Raw genomic sequence first — 18,943 nt, 5'->3', positions numbered from 1 at the left:
CATGATTTGGGAAGATTTAAAAGAGGAACTGGTGCTTACGGATCTCGATGCCGAAAGCTCCGGGGAAGTCTTTGAACGTCTGGGAAAGACACTGATAGAGGAAGGTTACTGCAGGGATTCCTATATTGACGCCTTAAAGACAAGGGAAAAGGATTTTCCTACAGGGGTCAACATGGGAGGAGTAGGAATCGCCATTCCGCATACAGATAAAAGCCATGTGTACAAAGGCGCGGTAGCCATCGGAATCTTAAAAAAACCTGTGAAGTTTTATCAGATGGGGACAACAGATGAAGTGGTCATGGCAAGACTGGTATTTATGCTCGCCGTGGACGATCCGGAAGAACATCTGGTATTTTTACAAAGGATTCTGCAGGTGCTGCAGGATTCAAACACACTGAAACAATTGACGGAGTGTACGAAAAAACAGGACGTCATCCGCATTATAAAAGAAAAAGAACAGTCACTTTCCTGAACAGGAAAAATGAAAGGAGATTTATTATGTCAGCAGTCAATATTTTATCCGTTTGCGGGTCTGGAACCGTAACATCATCTATGGTAGCGGCAAAATTGAAGGAAAAATTAGGAGAACGGGGATATTCTGTCTCCACTACGGAAGCCAGACCGACAGAGGCATTAAATCTTGCCCAGTCAGGGAGATTTGATGTTCTTGCACATACCAGCCCGCTCCCGGACGGGGATTACGGCATTCCGATGGTTAATGCTTTTGCGTGCATTACAGGTATGGGAGAAGATGAATTTTTTAATCAGATTGTGGAAGCACTGAGGTCTGTCGGAAAATAAAGAGAGAGTAAAACGGAGGAAATACATATGGAAGCAATTCTTGCAACACTGAAAGCAATCATCGACAACTTCGGATCGGCAATCATCGTACCATTTATTATTTTCATTATAGCATTGATTTTTAAAGTCAAAGTACAGAAAGCATTTTTATCCGCGCTTTATGCAGGAGTATCCCTGATGGGATTTACTCTGATTCTCGGAGCGTTTACACCGATCATCACACCGATGGTCAAGAATATGTCCCAGGTCATGGCAGGCGTCACAGGGGTAAATTTAAATACGTTTGACGTGGGATGGCAGGCGACCTCCGTCGTTGCCTTTGCTACCAGCGCGGGAATGATCTATCTGGGTCTGGGGATTCTTTTACAGACGATCCTGTTTCTTGTAAAGTGGACGAATATTTTTCAGCCGTCGGATCTCTGGAATAACTATTCCTATATTGTCTGGGGCGCCATGGTTATTTTCAAGACCCACAATTTTATTTTGGGAATCGCATGTATGATTCTTTTGAATCTGTACAGTCTGCTCATATCAGAGCTGGTTGCAAAGAGGTGGTCTAAATACTATAACTATCCCAACTGTACCATTATTGCCATGCACAATGTAGAACCCGCGATTTTTGCAATTTTGTTTGATCCGATCTTAAATAAGCTTGGATTCAACAAATTAAAACTGAATCCAAAATCGATAGAAAAGAAAATCGGATTTCTCGGGGAGCCCATGACTCTTGGATTTTTCCTCGGAATGTTTATCGGGATACTGGGAAGCATCAATAAACTTGGAACCATCGCCGGATGGGGTGATATTTTAGAAGCTGCGATAGCTACCAGTGCGGTCATGGCGATCTTTCCTAAAATAGCAAGTATGTTTGCCCAGGCGTTTGCGCCGATCACGGAGGCCGCAAGAAAATTCATGGGCAAAGCAGGTGACAGGGAATGGTATATTGCCGTCAACGATGCGGTCGGCTATGGAGAACCTGCTACTCTTACAAGCGGACTTCTGCTGATCCCTATTATGATCGTGGTTTCTACGATCCTCCCGGGCAATCAGGTGCTGCCGGTAGTAGATCTTCTGGCTATCCCATATATGGTACAGGGCCTGGTAGCGGTCTATAAAGGAAATATGTCAAAGATTCTTGTAGCCGGAACAATCTGGTTCAGCTTAGGGCTTCTCATGTGTACTTATACAGCTCCGCTGTTTACGCAGGTGGCAATCTCCGCGGGGTTTGCGATCCCGGCGGGAGCAGCCATGATTACGAGCTTTAATATTCTCGGAAAACCAATGCTTGGGTTCGTATTCCTTGCATTCCTTTCCGGAAATCCTGTCTTCATCGCGATTGCAGTGATTGTCTACGCAGTCATGTTTGCAGTCTTTAAACTGAAAAACAAGGAGATCGTAGCTTACTTAGACCGTCAGGCGGAAAAAAATGAATCAGCGGAAGAAGCAGGGGTGTAAAGTATGAAGGTAGATGTGAATAAATTTTTAAAGCCGTGCAGCTGCGGCAGAAAACATGAAATCATTGTGGACGATATAATTATAGAAAGCGGGGCAGTCAGCAGACTTCCCGAGATCCTTGCAAGGGACGCATATAAGAATTTTCAAAATATTGTAATGATCTGTGATGAAAATACTTATGAGGCAGCGGGAAAGACGGTGGAACGCCTTGTGCCGGGTCTGAAAAAGGCAGTCCTTGATCCGGAAAACCTCCATGCCAATGAACATGGCGTGGAGGCGGCACAAAAGTATCTTGACCAGATGGGCGAGCTGGATCTGATGATCGCTGTTGGGTCCGGGACCATCCATGACATCTCAAGGTATCACGCCTACGAGAAAAAAATTCCTTTCTTCTCCGTACCGACGGCGGCCAGTGTGGACGGTTTTGTATCCACAGTAGCAGCTATGACATGGCACGGATTTAAAAAGAGCTTTACTGCCGTATCGCCGATCGTTGTCATTGCGGACACGGATATTTTCAGTAGGGCACCGATGCGGCTGACGGCTTCCGGTGCTGCAGATTTGCTCGGGAAATATACGGCTCTTGCAGACTGGAAGATCACACATATCCTGACGGGAGAATATATTTGTGAAGAAATCTGTGAGATGGAGTATCAGGCACTGGATGCGCTGAAGGCCAGTCTTCCGGGACTGGCAGCCGGCGATGCGAAGGCTTATGAAGAGCTGATGTATGGACTCCTGCTTTCCGGTCTTGCCATGCAGATGACCGGCAACTCAAGACCCGCATCCGGGGCGGAGCATCATATGTCCCATTTGTGGGAAATGGAAGTGCTGAATGATTACATTGACTTTTACCACGGGGAAAAGGTTGGCGTAGGGCTGATCCTGGCTTCAAAAATCTACCACAAAGCGGCAGAGAAAATGCGCGGTGAAGCATTTACAGTGAAAGAATCTATGCCTGTAGAAGAAGAACTGATCAGAGTGAATTTTACTAAGCTTGGAATGTATGAGTCTATCATAGAAGAAAACACACCGAACCTGCTGGAAGAAGTTGACTCACAGAAGCTTTTGGAAAGGAAAGATGAGATCGCGGCGGTGATCGATGAGATCCCTTCAGCCGGAGAGCTTACCGATATGCTCAAAGAAGTGAATGGGGTCAGAACCCTTGAGGATCTTGGCTTTGATGAAAGCTTTCAGGAAAAAACTGCAAGATTATCTCCTTATGTGAGAGCAAGAATTACCTTCATGAGACTGCTCAAGTTTTATAGTTTTTATGAAGAAGTGATCAACGGTTAGGGGGAAGGAAGATATGCTGGAAGAATTAAAAGAGCAGGTGTATGAGGCAAATATGGAGCTCCCGGCAAAAGGGCTCGTCACATATACTTGGGGAAATGTAAGCGGAATCGACCGCAGAAAGGGAATGTTTGTTATCAAGCCGAGCGGAATCGCCTACGAGGAACTCAGACCTTCCGATATGGTGGTTATGGATCTTGACGGAAATAAGGTGGAAGGGGATTATCATCCTTCCTCCGATACCCCGACCCATCTGGAACTATATAAGGCATTCGGACAGATCGGCGGTATTGTACACACACATTCTGCCTGGGCAACTTCCTGGGCCCAGGCGGGAAGGCCGGTTCCATGTTATGGGACCACTCACGCAGATTATTTTTACGGGGAGATCCCGTGTGCCAGAAGTCTGAGACCGGAAGAGATTGAAACGGAATATGAGAAAAATACAGGGCTTGTCATTGTCGAGACATTTCAGGGAATGAATCCAGCCTATGTTCCGGGAGTTCTCTGCACAAACCACGGACCGTTTGCCTGGGGAAAGGATGCAGAGGAGGCAGTACACAATGCTGTCGTGATGGAAGAGGTGGCAAAAATGGCTGCCAGGACAGAACAGCTGAAGACAGAAGTGGGTGAGGCGCCCAAGACCATTCAGGATAAGCATTTTTTCCGGAAACACGGCCCCAATGCCTACTACGGAAACGCCGGAAAGTGAGGGGCTATGTTAGAAAATATCAAAGCTTTTGTCCTGGATATGGACGGAACGATTTATCTTGGAAATGAACTGTTTCCGTTTACGAAGGACTTTCTTTCCAGAGTGGAGGAGACGGGCAGAAAATTTTACTTCTTCACAAATAACTCTTCCAAGAGCCAGCAAGCCTATATTGAAAAGCTTTCCAATATGGGCATTTCTATCACCAAAGAGCAGATGATGATCTCCAGCCATGTGATGATACGGTTTCTTTTGGAGAAGCATCCTGGAAAAAGTGTTTATGTCGTGGGAACACCTTCTCTGCTAAACGAATTCAGAAGCTTTGGGATACCTCTTGTGGAAAAAGATCCAGATATTGTTGTTCTGGGATTTGACACGACTCTGACCTATGAAAAGCTGTCCAGGGCCTGCCATTCTATCCGGAACAGCTGCATCTATTACGGAATCAATCCCGATTTAAACTGTCCCATGGAGAGAGGTACGTTTATCCCGGACTGCGGTTCCATGGCAAGGCTTGTGGAGGCTTCCACCGGACGGTACCCGGAGTTTTTCGGAAAACCTTCAGAGCATACATTAAATTATATGATTCAGGAGACGGGATACCGCCCGGATGAGATCGCCATTGTAGGCGACCGGCTGTATACAGACATTGCCGTGGCCGATCAAAGCGAAGTGACCTCCATTCTTGTGTTAAGCGGTGAGAGTACCCTGAAAGATGTGGAGAATGGTGATGTAAAACCAGATGTCATTGTGAAAGATTTAAGTGAGATAACGAGAGAACTGTAAAAAGAAAAACACATTGGATGTTATGTACGGAGATCCAATGTGTTTTTCTATTAAACCCAAAGATGTTTGTGAAAAAGTTCCTGGAGGATTTTGATTTTGAACGTCTGGAAAAGACTTTTCCATATCTGCATGAAGACGAACATAAACTGCCGCTTCCATTGATCGTAACGAACACCCTGTCTGAAAGGTTAATGTCTACTGGACTTTTAGAGGATACAATGAAGAACAAAGTAAAGCTTACTGTTGCGATTTCCTGTATCACTGAGCCGTTTATACAGATGAGAGAGGAAGCGGATTTAATCTGTGAGATCGCAGGTGAGGTGATCTCAAATATGTTTTAGTACCGGTCTGTATGGCTGGATAGAAAGATGATGGACTTGTCCACTTTGTTTTCATATGCTATCCTTTTTGGTAAAGAAAGGTCAGACAGAGGTGTGGAGGATAATGAAAAAAAAACAGTATATCCGTCAACAGATCAAACAAAAAACAGAGAAGTTATCCACAAGATATCTTCGGGATTCGGAAGAAGAGATTCAGAAACAGATCCTTATGCTGCCGGAATTTAAGAGGGCGGAGACTGTTTTCTGTTACATATCCGTGGGAAAGGAAGTATCCACAGAATTGATTTTAACAGAATGCTTCCGACAGGGAAAACGGGTGGGAGTGCCCTTGTGCACAGCTCCCGGAATCATGGAAGTAAGGCAGATCACCTGTATGGACCAGTTAGAACACGGCATCTACGGACTCATGGAGCCAAAAAGAAATACTCCCATTGTGGAGAAACGAGAGATTGACCTGGGGATTATTCCTTGTATCAGCGCAGACTTCTGTGGAAAACGTCTCGGACATGGAGCCGGGTATTATGACCGGTATCTAAGCGATACAGAATTTTTGAAGGTGGTTTTATGCAGAAAAGAGCTTCTGTGGGAGGAGATTCCTACAGACAGCTATGATGTGCCAATGGACCTTGTGGTCACGGAGAAGGGGTGAAACTTTGATTCGATTTGATATTAACCAGAATTTAAAAGAAGTTTTTGAGGACGGACAGCTGCCAGCCATGGTATACATATCCAGACAGGAGAGCACCCCGGAGAAAATAAGTCGTCCGCTGCACAGCCATGAATCTATCTGTGAACTTTTGCTTGTATATAAGGGGACCGGAACCTATCAGGTGGGCACCAGTATTTATCCCATAGAAGAAGGCTGTGTGGCTTATTATAACCAGGGAGACCTTCATGAGATCGCAACGGCTGAGAAGACCAACATCGGCCATTATTGTATCGGTATTACAAACCTTCGCTTAAAGGGACTTAAGAAAAACCAGATGGTGCCAGAGGGCGGGCCCTATATCTGCCATACAGGATCCCTGTTTTCGTTTTTAAAGACGATGTGTGACCAGATTTACATGATGGAAGAGCTGAATCCGGTAGGCCAGCTGGCATCGCAGCTTTTCTGCGCCTCCATGGTGGTCATTGCCAGCCAGCTGGATACATTTCCGCAGGCTATGGCCGCGGAGACGAAGGAGGAAGAGTTTATCTCAAGGATCCTGGATTATTTGAATGAACACTTTACAGAGGAATTAAATCTGGATAAGATCGCTGAGGACATGCACTGCTCTGCCACTTATGTCTCCCACGGCCTGAAAAAAGCCACGGGTATGACTCCCATCAATTATATTATCCGCAGGCGGATCGGCCTTGCCCAGACAATGCTGATCTCTACCGATTTCACGGCGACCCAGATTGCCACTATGGTGGGATACGATAATACCAATTACTTCAGTACACTGTTTACAAAGACCGTTGGTATGACGCCGATCCGGTACCGGAACATGTATCTGGAAAAGCTGAGGGGCAGGAGGGATCAGTCATGAGAGTGAAAAGAGCAGGAATACATACAAGAGGGCATAATTTTAGAATACTTCTGATAGATTCTAATTTTAAAAAGGTAGTAGGACAGATAGCAATCAAATAATTCTAAACTTAGAGTTACATGGTTTTTTCTTGAGATAATATTGTAATGCTTCCCCTATAAACTTTGAAACTCCTTTACAGTACTGCTGATCCATAGCCTCGATCAGCTTTGGATTGTAGGGATATCCGTCAATCAGCTTATCATAGTAGTTCTCGCCCAGATCCATTGTAGGCTGGTCTTCTTCATCCAGCAGATTCAACATCTGGCCGATGATATTCTGTATCTCGTCAGATTTGACATCCCTTGAAACGTTACTTGTCAGCTGCTCTATCAAGTCTTTATTCTTTTCTACACACCCTTTTTCTTTGATCTTCTGCATCTTCTCCATATTCTCCATATTCTCAGAGAAATGGCTTAGGCTCTCTTTCATGGCATCCGTGTATTTTTCAACACTGCCGTAATATTCCACCGCCGTTTGAGCGATGCTGGACTCATGATCCCTTGCCACTTTTATAAATTCATCAAAGGCTGCGGTGCTTCCCCAGTATTTCATAATCTCCTCTGTATTCTCTTTTTTAAACTTCTCCAGTGCCTGGATATATTCACTTAAATCAAATTCTTTAAAACTCATATAGGTTTCTCCTTGTTCCAGCCTGCCGATCAGGTCTAGCAGTCTGTTCAGCCTGTCCCGTTTTGCCTTTAGCAGTGTTTTTTGCCTGCTCAAAGCCTCCTTTTTATTAAAATTGGGATTTTCCATGATCCTTTTAATATCCTTCAGAGGAAATTCCAACTCCTTAAAAAGTAATATCTGCTGTAGAGTGTTTATGGATTCTTCATCGTATAGTCTATAACCGGCGCCGGTGACCTTTGCAGGTTTTAATAATCCGATTTCGTCATAATACTGTAAGGTCCGCACGCTGACGCCTGAAAGTACTGCAACTTCTTTTATGGTTCTCAAGACATCATCTCCAATCTGCTGTGTATCTTTGATTCTATCTTACATTATCACGTTATGTGAGGGTCAATGGTTTTTGATTTCTTAGGAAAGACCTTGTCACGCTAATGCGTGAAAGCTTTTCCTAAGAAATCAAAAACGCTCCGCGGGGATGCACACAAATGCGTAAGGAAATTATTTGACTTTGTCAAATTGCATTTGGCGCTCAAAGTTGCCAAGCCCCTCATGAATGAGGGGATGGGGAGCTGAGGTGGGCTTGCCCACTTTGTTCTATCTTTTTAAAGTTATTACATGAGTAATTTATGAGTATCTTATATGTGTCTTATACAAGATAGTGGAGTCCTTGTTCTCATTTCTAATATATTTCTTTGAAATTGCCCTGTTTTTAATCTCACAGCGAACAAAATAGTAAAGGCGGAGGACCTTTGTTTTCTCTAAAATAATAATTACAGAAAGCGATGATGAACAAACAAAACAGGAGGTTTTAACATGAGTATGAATATCTGCGGAGCTCCTTGTTGCTGGGGCGTGGATGATGTAAAGAACCCTTATCTGCCGCCGTGGCAGAGGGTGCTAAAGGAGGCGGGTCAGGCGGGCTACCGGGCCATTGAGCTTGGACCTTATGGATATCTCCCGATTGATGTGGAGACAGTTTCTGAGGAGTTAAAAAAGAATGGATTAGCCATTGTGGCAGGGACGATCTTCGACGATCTGCTAAGTGAAGAAAACTATGAAAACGTATTGAGACAGACAGAAGAGATCTGTTCTCTGGTCACAAAGCTTCCGCCGCTTCCGGTACATGAGGGCCAGCATTTTGCTACGCCATATATGACTATCATGGACTGGGGTCATGATGAGAGAGATTATGCGGCCGGACATCCTGACAAAGCGCCGAGGCTTTCAGAAGTAAAATGGGCAGCGATGATGGGCCACATCAGGGGAATCTGTGAAAAGGCGAAAGAATACGGTGTGCGGGCGGTCATTCATCCTCATGCCGGAGGTTATATTGAGTTCGCAGATGAGATCGAAGCGGTGGTAAGGGACATTCCTTATGAGCTGGCAGGTCTCTGCCTGGATACAGGGCATCTTTATTACTCCGGTATGGATCCGGCAGAATGGCTGAAAAAATATGCGGACCGCCTGGATTATGTCCACTTTAAAGATGTGGATGAAAAGGTATACCGGGAAGTTCTGGGAGAACATATCCGCTTTTTTGAGGGCTGTGGTAAAGGAGCCATGTGTCCCATAGGAAAAGGTGCACTGGACTACCCTGAGATCAAGCAGACCTTGGAGGATATCCAGTACAGCGGATATATCACCGTAGAACAGGAACGTGATCCAAGAAATTCAGACACAAGCCTCCGGGACGTGAAGGCCAGTGTTATATATTTAAAAAGTGTAGGATATGAAATCTAATTCAGAAAAGGAGCAAAACTATGTATTACGGAGAAAAGAAAATTGAAAAACCGATCCGCTGGGCTATGGTAGGGGGAGGAAAGGGAAGCCAGATTGGCTATATCCACCGGTCCGCCGCAATGAGAGATTTTAATTTTGACCTGGTTGCAGGTGCTTTTGACATTGACCCGGAGAGGGGCAGAGAGTTTGGTAAGCAGCTTCATGTGGATGAGGACAGATGTTATCCAGATTATAAGACTATGTTTGCAAAGGAAGCTAAGCGCCAGGACGGGATCCAGGGGGTCTCCATTGCAACTCCCAACGGAACACACTTTGAGATTACAAAGGCAGCCTTGCTTGCCGGGCTTCATGTTGTATGTGAAAAACCTCTCTGTTTTACAACCGAAGAGGCGGAGGAATTAGAGGCACTGGCCGCAAAACAAAATAAAATTGTAGGTGTTACTTACGGTTATGCGGGACATCAGGTCATCGAGGAGGCACGACAGCTGATCGCCGAAGGAATGCTGGGAAAGATTCGTATTGTCAATATGCAGTTCTCACATGGATTCCACAACGTGGCAGTCGAAAAAAATACAGCCTCCACAAAATGGCGGGTGGATCCAAAGGTTGCAGGACCGTCCTATGTGCTGGGTGATGTGGGAACCCATCCGCTGTACTTATCTGAAGTCATGCTTCCGGATATGAAGATCAAACGGCTGATGTGCAGCAGACAGTCCTTCGTCGAGTCCAGAAAACCTCTGGAGGACAACGCCATGACCATCATGGAATATGACAATGGTGCCGTGGGATACGTTTGGTCATGTTGTGTAAACTGCGGTTCCATGCATGGGCAGAAGATTCGTGTCATCGGTGAAAAGGCATCTATCGAGTGGTGGGATGAGCATCCGAACCAGCTGACCTATGAAGTGCAGAATGAACCTGTACGTGTTCTGGAAAGAGGCATGGGATATCTGGCACCTTCTGCCCTGGAGGAAGACCGTATTGGGGCAGGGCATCCGGAAGGTTTGTTTGAGGCATGGAGTAACTTATACAGCCGCTTTGCGCAGGCCATGGATGCATGTGACAGAGGAGAGAACGTGGAGTTCTGGTATCCCAATGTACACGCAGGGGCAGAGGGCGTGCGCTGGGTAGAAAACTGTGTACAATCCGCAGATCAGGGCGCACAGTGGGTAGATTATAAGTAAGGAGCTGATGAGATGAAAATAGCATTTGACGTGGATGTGCTGGCAAAGCAGATGGATATCAATCGGATGGTGCATCAGGTGGCAGACTGGGGTTATAAATACATCGAACAGTCTCCGCATCCAAGGATCAATCCATTCTATAAACACCCGCTGTTCTCCAGGGAATGTGAGGCAGAATACAGGAAAGCACTCCGGGAAACCGGAGTGGAGATCTCCTCCTTTATCGTGGTGTACCGCTGGTCCGGACCTACAGAGGAGCAGAGACAGATGGCAGTAGCCAACTGGAAACGGATGATCGAGATCGCCGTGGATATGGGCGTGCCGGTAATCAACACGGAGCTGTCTGGGGATCCCAACCAGCAGGAGATCTGCAACGGCATGTGGTTCCGTTCTATGGAAGAACTTCTGCCAATCATTGAGCGGGAGGGACTCCGGTTGGAGATCCAGTCCCATCCGTATGACTTCTGCGAGCTGAACAACGAGACCTGTGACCTGGTAAAATCCTTCCGTTCCCCGAACCTTGGGTATGTGTATTCTTCCCCACACGGATTCTTTTATGACGAGGGCAAAGGGGATGTACGCTCCATGTTACAGTACGCAGGGGAAGAACTGACCCACGTACTGTTTGCGGATACATTTAACCAGACCATGGACTGCCGCTATATCGCCAATCCGCCGTGGTTAAACGGAAGAGGAAAAGCGGATGTGACCATCCACCAGCATTTAGCCATGGGAGAGGGAGACGTGGACTTTGACGGGATCTTTGAGACGTTAAGAGACATGAACTTCGCAAACAGCCAGTTAAGGGAAGATGCGCCGAAAGCCGGAGGAGACAACATCGCATGTGTATCCATGTTCGGATTCCCGGAAAAGATGGAGAAGCAGGCGCCGGAGGCAAGAGAACGCATTGAACGGGAACTGCTGAAAGGGTAGAGTGAGAATGGAAAAGAAGCAAGGATCGATATTAGAAAAATTATCATGGAAAACAAGATTCTCTTATGGATGCGGAGATACGGCTTGCAATGTGGTTTTTGGGATGATCAGCACGGTGCTGACGCTGTTTTACACAGATTACGTGGGAGTCTCTGCCGCAACAGTCGGAATGGTCATGCTGCTCTCCAGAGTATTTGACGGATTCTCTGACGTGATCATGGGATTTATTGTGGAACGAACCAACTCCAAATGGGGGAAATCAAGGCCGTGGATCCTGTGGATGGCCGCACCGTATGCCGTCTCAGCCGTGCTGTTATTCACAGTGCCCCACACGACGAATTTTCTACAGTTTCTGTATATGTTTGTGACGTATAATTTCTGTACAACCATCTGCTATACGGCCATCAATCTGCCCTACGGAAGCCTCTCCACTATGATGTCCAGAAGTTCTGAGGAGCGGAGCATGCTCAGTATCGTGAGAATGGGGATGTCACCGTTCGGGCGTATCCTGGCGGTTACCTGCACCATGCCGTTTGTAAAGCTGTTCGGGGATACACAGTCCTCCTGGGTGATCGTCATGGGCATATGGGCTGTGATCGCCATGGTCCTTCTGGTCATCTGTTTTGCCAACTGCCAGGAGACCGTAAAGATCGAAGCCCGTGAGAAGCAGGAAAAAATACCTGCGCTCAAAGCATTAAAGCTTTTAGTGACCAACCAGTATTTCTGGGCTGTATTGGTCCTCTGGATGATGCAGAATGTGATTTACGGTGTGACGGGAACCATCCTGCCGTATTACTGCAAGTACATATTCCACAACGACACATGGATGTACAGTACACTGTATCTGACGGAGACGCTGACCATCGTAGCATCCACGTGTATCGTATGCCCTATCCTGCTGAAACACTTCGGGAAGAGGAATATGGCGCTTGCAGGAGCGGTGTTAGCGCTGGCCGGACAGCTTGTGTTCTTTGCAAATCCCTACAGTTTTCAATGGATGCTTTTGTGCTGTATCATCAGGGGTATCGGATTATCGCCGTTAAATGCCATTGTCTTTGGCATGCTGGGGGATGTGGTGGAATTCGGACAGTGGAAGCATCATATCCGCCAGGAGAGCCTGATATTTGCCGGCGGGTCGGTGGGAACAAAGATCGGTTCCGGCCTGGCCTCAGCCATCATGACGGGACTTCTCTCACTGGCAGGCTATCTGAGCTCTGCGGCAGGAGCAGTCACCCAGCCCCAGTCGGCCATTGATATGATTATGAACATTTATAAAACGGGACCGATTATTGTATGGGTCGTAGTCATCATAACACTGGTCCTGTACAAACTGGACAAAAAATATGAAACGATCATGGAGGAACTGACAGAACGGGAACTTCAGGGTCAGCTATAAATGAACAGCAGGGAGGGAACCTCATCCAAAGGCGCCTTCCCTAAATTTTTTATTATAACAGGACAGCAGGCCTTTTTGATGTCATAGGGAATTCCTACGGAACCTACTATGACATCAAAAACGCTCCGCCAGGATGCACACAAAATGCGTAAGGAAATCATTTGACTACGTCAAATCGCATTTGGTGCTCAAAGTTGTCAATCCCCTCAAAGAGTGAGGGGTTGGGGAGATGAGGTGGGCTTGCCTACTTTGTTCTTTATTACGGTTCCGGTATTCACGGGGCGAGCACTGGTAAGTCCTCTTAAACATCCGAGAGAAGTTGCTGGGGCTGTCAAAACCACATCTTATGGAGATTTCCGAGATGCTCTGGCTGGTCTTGGTGAGCAGAAGGGCTCCTTTAGACAGACGGTAGCGGATCAGATACTGCATGGGCGGGATCCCCAGTGTCCGGCGGAAGCACCGTAAACATTCCCTCTCTCCGATATTGGCGGATTTTGCGATGTCATACAGCTTTAACGGTTCCGCAAACCGCTCCTCAATCATATGAATCATTGTTTTGATGCGGCAGGAATCCTGGTCCTGCCTTGCCGTGGTTTCTGAGATCACAGATTCATGGCTTCGATACAGAAGAAAACAAAGGCGGGAGAGATGTTCCCTGACTGTGAATTCATGGCCCCATAAACCTTCAGAAAAGGCCTGAAAAGCCTTTAAGAAGCACTGCGTGGGTTCCGGCACGGTGTCGCCTACAGGAGAAAATTGAAGGCAGTCTATGGCACAGGAGCTGATGAGCGGCTGGATATATTTTATATAGAAAACAGAGCTTTCAGAGCCGCATATAAAATCCGGATGGAATACAAGAGACTGAAGCCGGCAGGTGCCGGAGGTTTCCGCCTCATGGAGGATATTGGAGTTGATCATCAGGCTGTCTCCTGCATTCATGCGCAGGGATCTGCCGGGAACCCTTATCTCTAAAGTCCCGGAGTACAGATAAATGACTTCCAATTCTTCATGCCAGTGCCATGGGATCCTGCTGACGCTGTCAACAGAATAGACAGAGTCATAGCCGGCACACGGGAATTCGATGGTTCCGTGGGGCCGCACTTCCCGTCTGTCCTGGTCAGTATAGATTGTACAATCCTGAAGAGGCATAGAGAGTCCTCCTTTTTGTCGCTTTTCTTATATTATAGGTCCAAATTAGTATTGTTTCAATCGGCAAAAGACGGTATTTATATATTAAGGTGACTGGTGTACAGATATTCGGGAGGTATGGGTTTTTATGATAGATTTACATATGCATTCTTATTACAGCGATGACGGGGAGTTTCAGCCGGAAGAATTAGTGCAAAAATGCAAAGAGGAGGGCATCCGGTATATGGCCATTGCGGACCATAACTGTGTCCGGGCCGTGGAAAAAGGAAGAAAGGCAGCCCAGAAAGAGGGGATTCATTTTATCTCAGGGGTAGAGATTGACTGTACCTTTCAAGGGGTTAACCTGCATGTTCTTGGTTATGGAATCGATGAAAGGGACGCGGCTTTTCAAAAGATCGAGGACAATATATCAGAGCAGAGCAGTGAAGCATCGGTTAAGATGCTTGAGGAGACGAGAAAATTAGGATTTGATGTGTCTGAGAAAGACATGGAAGCCTTGACGGAAACTATGTTTTGGAAAAACCGTTGGACAGGGGAGATGTTTGCAGAAGTTCTATTAAATAAACCAGAATATAAGGAACATGAGCTGCTCCTGCCTTACCGTCCGGGAGGAGACAGAAGCAGCAATCCCTACGTGAATTTTTACTGGGATTATTACTCCCAGGGAAAACCCTGTCATGTGGGCATAAAGTTCCCTTCTATGGAAGAGGTGATCACTGAGATCCATGAAAGCGGGGGAAAGGCAGTGCTGGCGCATCCGGGAGTGAACTTAAAGGACCATATGGAACTCTGGAAAGAGATCGCCGTTTCCGGCATTGATGGGGTGGAAGCCTTCAGCAGCTATCACTCACCGGAGGATGCTATGTTTTTCAGCCATGAGGCCGGAAAGTATGAACTGTTCGTGACCTGCGGAAGTGATTACCACGGGAAGACTAAGCCGTCTATTTGTATCGGACAGCACGGCTCCAGCCATCCGGAAGATGAAATCCTGCCCCAGCTTGAGAGCATCGTGAAGTAAACAGTTCAACAGGTAAAATAATTACGAATAAAAATAGTCAAGCCCTTCATCTCATTTTAAAGGGCCTGACTATTTTCTTGCATGGAATACTTGGTTGATCCGTCTATTTTCTTGCGAGCTCGTTGGCCAGCTTAACGATGGTCCTGATGGGATCGGAAAGTTCGCTCTGATTCATGGCATTCACATAGCTTGCCCGGTTGTTATAAACCTCGTGCACTGCGTTCAGCAGGGACTTAGAGGTGACATCCTCCTCGTTCAGTACATAGCTGTAGCCTTGCCGCTGGAATGACTGGGCGTTTAAGATCTGGTCTCCCCGGCTGGCGTTTAATCCCAGCGGAATCAGGATATTTGGCTTCCTGAGGGCCAGGAGCTCACAGATGGCGTTGGCCCCTGCCCTGGAGATGATAACGTCTGCACAGGCAAAGAGATGCTTCAGTTCCTTTTTCACATACTCAAATTGGCGGTAACCGCTTTTGCCTGCAAGCATAGATTCCAGGTGATTCTTCCCGCAGATATGGATGATCTGAAAATCCTCCAACAGCTCATCAATATTTTCCCTGACCGCATTGTTTATCGCTACGGAACCAAGGCTTCCGCCGATGATCAGCAGAACAGGTTTTGAAGATATAAAGTCGCAAAGCTTAAGGCCTTTTTCCTTAGAACCGGTAAACAATTCTTCTCTGATCGGTGAACCAGTAAGTATAGCTTTCCCTTCTGGGAGATGTTTTACGGTTTCCGGAAAATTGCAGCAAACCTTATTGGCACTTGGAATGCTTAATTTATTTGCAAGACCCGGTGTCATGTCAGATTCATGGATGATGACAGGGATCCGCAGATGCTTAGCCGCCATGACCACAGGTACGGTGACAAATCCGCCTTTGGAAAACACCACATTGGGATTCAACTGTTTTAATGTTTTTTTAGCGTCAAAATAACCCTTCATGACCCGAAAGGGATCCGTAAAGTTCTTCACATCAAAATATCTTCTGAGTTTACCGGAGGAAATACCGTAGTAGGGAAGACCAATGTCTTCGATCAGCTTCTTTTCCATCCCCTCTTTGGAGCCTATATAGCTGATTTGATATCCCTCTTTCTCCAGTGCAGGTACCAATGCCATATTCGGAGTGACATGTCCGGCAGTACCCCCTCCGGTCAATACGATTCGTTTCATAATACCTCCATCAATTAAACAGATGTCAATGAGTCTCTTTATATTCCTTTAAAGCTTTCGAAAGCTGGTCAGGACATGAGGTACCGCGGAAACCGCATTGGATGCCTGAAAGCCGTTCGATCACCTCGTCTACTGACATTCCTTTTACAAGGGCTGCCACGCCTGTGGTATTTCCCTGGCAGCCTCCCCGGAACTGTATGTCTTTTATTATATCGTCTTCTATTTCAAATTCAATAGCGCTGCTGCAGACGCCTTTTGTCTTGTAAACCATCGTAGTTACCTCCTGATGTTTTTATTGAATACCATATGGGTAATCCGTATTATATCATAAAAATCGGAGAATACATAGATGGGGAAGCTGTGTTATAATTTTTATCAGACGGAAATAATGACAGTAAAAAGGAGAATGATTTATGAGAATAGGAATTATCGGGGCAATGCAGGAAGAGGTGGAATCCCTGATCTCTTCTATGGAGAATGTAAAAAAGAAGACAAAAGCCTCCATGGATTTTTATGAGGGAAGGCTCTGGGGAAATGATACGGTTGTCGTTATGAGCGGCATTGGAAAAGTAAACATGGCTGTTTGCGCGCAGATACTGATCGACAGCTTTGGTGTGGAAAAACTGATCAATACCGGGGTCGCAGGCGGCCTGTATAAGGATATTGAGATTGGGGATATTGTGATCTCCAGCGATGCCGTACAGCACGATATGGATGCCGTGGGCTTTGGTTATCAGCTGGGGGAAATCCCGCGTATGGAGTGTTCTGTGTTCCAGGCGGATGCCGCACTGATAAAAGAGGCGGAGGAAGCCTGCAAAAAGGCCAATCCGGATATCCAATGCTTTACCGGGCGGGTTTTAAGCGGCGACCAGTTTATCTCCAGCGACCAAAAGAAACACTGGCTGATCGAGAATTTTGGCGGGTATTGTGCGGAGATGGAAGGGGCGGCCATGGCCCAGACAGCATACTTAAATGACGTACCCTTTGTGATTTTAAGAGCCATCTCCGACAAGTGCGACGACACAGCAACAGTAAATTACAGCGAATTTGAGGAAGCTGCAATAAAGCATATAATTAGACTGATTCACGGTATTTTAGACAAAGAAGCGTCAAACTTTGTAAGGCAATAATCCGTGTATTCCCCTCTTTGTGATTTTATAATATAAGAATCATAAAGGAAGAAGGAGAAATATCATGGATGTATTAAAAAACGCATTTTTTTTACCGGGACTGATTGCAGTTATGGCCGCAGGTGTCCTGTCAAAACTTATTGTCTGGAGGAATTACCGCAGGCTTTTAAGAGATTCTTATGAGATGGACGGAAATAAGAAACAGTGGATGGGAGTGCTGAAAAAAAAGTTCGAAAGTTACTATCAGCTGGAGGCCAACCTGAACAACATTCCCTGTGTTGTGGACAAGTATATGAAAAATCACAAAATAGCAGGAGTGTCTTCCGAGATCATGGAACAGATCACCGGATTGTGTGCCGTTTTGAGTTTTTTCCTGGGTTGTCTTGGAACAGTACGGGGATGCATAGAAGGAGCCGATTTAAGTGTTGTGGCAGAGAGTCTGTTTTTAAGCCTGTCGGCCGGACTGTTTCTTGTGTTTGTGGACAGGCTGGTCACCTTTGACGGAAAAAAACAGCTGGTCAGAGCCAATCTGATCCATTTTCTTGAAAATATTCTTCCAAACCGCTATCTCAAATCTGTGAAAAAACAGGAAAAAGAAGAACAGGCAAAGCAGAAGGAGAAGCAGAAAGAAAAGGAGCAGGTAAAGGAAGAAAAGAAAGAAGCAAAAAAAATAGAAAGACACTGGCAGGAAGCGGCCGCATCCAGAGAATTTGAACTGACCGATGAAGAAATGCAGGCGGTGAAAGATTTTATAAATGGATTATAAATCTAATGTATACATAATAGAATAATAAAAAAGCAGGAAATCAAACTATGAGGAAAGTTTTATTATTATTCTGTATCATTTGCATGCTTGGTCTTGCCGGCTGCCAAAAGGAAGAGGCGCAGGTGGAGACTACGAAGGTGATCAGCCAGGGAAGCAATACAAAAGAAGGATGGTGGCTGAAACGAAATAAAGAACATCAGCAGCCGGAATTTTCACAGAATGTGGATCTGTCCAAATATGACGCATACTCTGTGGATACGAAGGCGAAAAATAAGAAAGTGATGTATCTGACCTTTGACTGCGGATATGAGAATGGTTTTACGCCCAAAATTTTGGATGTATTAAAGAAAGAGAAAGTTCCGGCGGCATTTTTTGTGACGAAGCCTTTTATCCGGGAAGATCCGGAGTTAGTAAAGAGAATGAAGAAAGAGGGGCATGTGGTGGGAAATCATACGGTCCATCACAAGAGCATGCCAACGGTTTCAGACAGGGACAATAAGCAGGAACTCATCGACTGTGCGGAATACTGCAAAAAAACAACCGGTTATGATATGGATATGTTTATGCGCCCGCCTATGGGGGAATACAGCGAACATACATTAGCGCTGACAAAGAAGCTCGGATATAAGACAATTTTCTGGAGTATGGCATATGTGGATTTTAATGTGAACAGCCAGCCGGGCAAGGACTATGTAGTTCAGCATTTTGAAGAAAATTACCATAATGGAGCCATTCCGCTGATGCACAATGTATCCCAGTCTAACGCCGAAGCGCTGGAGACCGTTATCAGGAATATGAAGGCAAAAGGATTTGAATTCCGGTCGCTGAAAAAGCTCCCGGACTATTGAACAGAAGGGCGTTATTTGT

General features: G+C 45.9%; 21 protein-coding genes. 17 read left to right on the top strand and 4 right to left on the bottom strand.

Features of this window, described 5'->3' with window-relative positions:
• Position 1: 1 nt before the first annotated feature.
• The 9 genes from QVP35_RS10375 to QVP35_RS10335 all read left to right on the top strand — a co-directional run bounded on the left by QVP35_RS10375 (position 2) and on the right by QVP35_RS10335 (position 6,917).
• Positions 2–472 (top strand): PTS sugar transporter subunit IIA, encoded by a 471-nt coding sequence (locus tag QVP35_RS10375; protein WP_009290222.1) that lies wholly within the window; start codon positions 2–4, stop codon positions 470–472.
• Positions 473–498: 26 nt separating this feature from the next.
• Positions 499–801, top strand: coding sequence for a PTS sugar transporter subunit IIB (locus QVP35_RS10370; RefSeq protein ID WP_009290221.1), 303 nt, complete (start codon positions 499–501; stop codon positions 799–801).
• A gap of 27 nt (positions 802–828) precedes the next feature.
• Positions 829–2,256: a PTS galactitol transporter subunit IIC gene (locus QVP35_RS10365; protein ID WP_006568142.1), complete on the top strand. Its 1,428-nt coding sequence runs from the start codon at positions 829–831 to the stop codon at positions 2,254–2,256.
• A gap of 3 nt (positions 2,257–2,259) precedes the next feature.
• Positions 2,260–3,552, top strand: coding sequence for a sn-glycerol-1-phosphate dehydrogenase (locus QVP35_RS10360; protein ID WP_009290220.1), 1,293 nt, complete (start codon positions 2,260–2,262; stop codon positions 3,550–3,552).
• Positions 3,553–3,565: 13 nt separating this feature from the next.
• Positions 3,566–4,261 (top strand): L-ribulose-5-phosphate 4-epimerase, encoded by a 696-nt coding sequence (locus tag QVP35_RS10355; RefSeq protein WP_009290219.1) that lies wholly within the window; start codon positions 3,566–3,568, stop codon positions 4,259–4,261.
• 6 nt (positions 4,262–4,267) lie between these two features.
• On the top strand, positions 4,268–5,044 hold the full coding sequence (locus QVP35_RS10350) for an HAD-IIA family hydrolase (protein ID WP_009290218.1): 777 nt from the start codon (positions 4,268–4,270) through the stop codon (positions 5,042–5,044).
• A gap of 17 nt (positions 5,045–5,061) precedes the next feature.
• Entirely contained in the window at positions 5,062–5,385 is a 324-nt protein-coding gene (locus QVP35_RS10345; protein WP_022261127.1) for a hypothetical protein, read from the top strand.
• A gap of 103 nt (positions 5,386–5,488) precedes the next feature.
• Complete coding sequence (locus tag QVP35_RS10340) at positions 5,489–6,034, top strand: 5-formyltetrahydrofolate cyclo-ligase (protein WP_022261126.1); 546 nt, start codon at positions 5,489–5,491, stop codon at positions 6,032–6,034.
• 4 nt (positions 6,035–6,038) lie between these two features.
• On the top strand, positions 6,039–6,917 hold the full coding sequence (locus QVP35_RS10335) for a helix-turn-helix domain-containing protein (protein WP_009290215.1): 879 nt from the start codon (positions 6,039–6,041) through the stop codon (positions 6,915–6,917).
• A gap of 93 nt (positions 6,918–7,010) precedes the next feature.
• On the opposite strand, the gene QVP35_RS10330 is transcribed toward QVP35_RS10335, so the two are convergent.
• A complete protein-coding gene (locus QVP35_RS10330; protein ID WP_009290214.1) occupies positions 7,011–7,916 on the bottom strand; it encodes a MerR family transcriptional regulator in 906 nt (301 codons plus the stop codon).
• A gap of 486 nt (positions 7,917–8,402) precedes the next feature.
• On the opposite strand from QVP35_RS10330, the gene QVP35_RS10325 reads away from it, so the two are divergent.
• The 4 genes from QVP35_RS10325 to QVP35_RS10310 are packed head-to-tail and all read left to right on the top strand — an operon-like array spanning position 8,403 to position 12,842.
• Entirely contained in the window at positions 8,403–9,329 is a 927-nt protein-coding gene (locus QVP35_RS10325; protein WP_009290213.1) for a sugar phosphate isomerase/epimerase family protein, read from the top strand.
• A 20-nt stretch (positions 9,330–9,349) separates the two neighbouring features.
• Positions 9,350–10,513: a Gfo/Idh/MocA family protein gene (locus QVP35_RS10320; RefSeq protein WP_022261124.1), complete on the top strand. Its 1,164-nt coding sequence runs from the start codon at positions 9,350–9,352 to the stop codon at positions 10,511–10,513.
• A gap of 12 nt (positions 10,514–10,525) precedes the next feature.
• The gene (locus QVP35_RS10315) at positions 10,526–11,446 is read left to right on the top strand and encodes a sugar phosphate isomerase/epimerase family protein (RefSeq protein WP_009290210.1); all 921 of its coding nucleotides are present in this window, start codon (positions 10,526–10,528) and stop codon (positions 11,444–11,446) included.
• Positions 11,447–11,453: 7 nt separating this feature from the next.
• Entirely contained in the window at positions 11,454–12,842 is a 1,389-nt protein-coding gene (locus QVP35_RS10310; protein WP_009290209.1) for an MFS transporter, read from the top strand.
• Between the two features lie 165 nt (positions 12,843–13,007).
• Here the strand turns inward: QVP35_RS10310 and QVP35_RS10305 are convergent, their stop codons facing one another.
• Complete coding sequence (locus tag QVP35_RS10305) at positions 13,008–13,991, bottom strand: AraC family transcriptional regulator (protein ID WP_022261123.1); 984 nt, start codon at positions 13,989–13,991, stop codon at positions 13,008–13,010.
• Between the two features lie 127 nt (positions 13,992–14,118).
• Between QVP35_RS10305 and QVP35_RS10300 the strand changes: the two genes are divergently transcribed.
• Positions 14,119–15,009 (top strand): PHP domain-containing protein, encoded by an 891-nt coding sequence (locus QVP35_RS10300; protein ID WP_009290207.1) that lies wholly within the window; start codon positions 14,119–14,121, stop codon positions 15,007–15,009.
• A 103-nt stretch (positions 15,010–15,112) separates the two neighbouring features.
• On the opposite strand, the gene QVP35_RS10295 is transcribed toward QVP35_RS10300, so the two are convergent.
• Together QVP35_RS10295 and QVP35_RS10290 are read right to left on the bottom strand one after the other, a co-directional pair.
• A complete protein-coding gene (locus tag QVP35_RS10295; protein WP_022261122.1) occupies positions 15,113–16,180 on the bottom strand; it encodes an undecaprenyldiphospho-muramoylpentapeptide beta-N-acetylglucosaminyltransferase in 1,068 nt (355 codons plus the stop codon).
• Positions 16,181–16,205: 25 nt separating this feature from the next.
• Positions 16,206–16,451: a TIGR03905 family TSCPD domain-containing protein gene (locus QVP35_RS10290; protein WP_009290204.1), complete on the bottom strand. Its 246-nt coding sequence runs from the start codon at positions 16,449–16,451 to the stop codon at positions 16,206–16,208.
• Between the two features lie 142 nt (positions 16,452–16,593).
• Between QVP35_RS10290 and QVP35_RS10285 the strand changes: the two genes are divergently transcribed.
• The 3 genes from QVP35_RS10285 to QVP35_RS10275 all read left to right on the top strand — a co-directional run bounded on the left by QVP35_RS10285 (position 16,594) and on the right by QVP35_RS10275 (position 18,924).
• Complete coding sequence (locus QVP35_RS10285; protein ID WP_009290203.1) at positions 16,594–17,310, top strand: 5'-methylthioadenosine/adenosylhomocysteine nucleosidase; 717 nt, start codon at positions 16,594–16,596, stop codon at positions 17,308–17,310.
• Between the two features lie 64 nt (positions 17,311–17,374).
• Positions 17,375–18,076, top strand: coding sequence for a hypothetical protein (locus tag QVP35_RS10280; protein ID WP_022261121.1), 702 nt, complete (start codon positions 17,375–17,377; stop codon positions 18,074–18,076).
• 47 nt (positions 18,077–18,123) lie between these two features.
• Entirely contained in the window at positions 18,124–18,924 is an 801-nt protein-coding gene (locus QVP35_RS10275) for a delta-lactam-biosynthetic de-N-acetylase (protein ID WP_009290201.1), read from the top strand.
• Positions 18,925–18,943: the final 19 nt, after the last annotated feature.

The organism is Anaerostipes sp. CAG:276, assembly GCF_000432215.1.
Taxonomy (GTDB): domain Bacteria; phylum Bacillota; class Clostridia; order Lachnospirales; family Lachnospiraceae; genus Anaerostipes; species Anaerostipes caccae.
The sequence above is the reverse complement of the archived record's forward strand: the minus strand, read 5'-3'. Positions and strand labels throughout refer to the sequence as shown.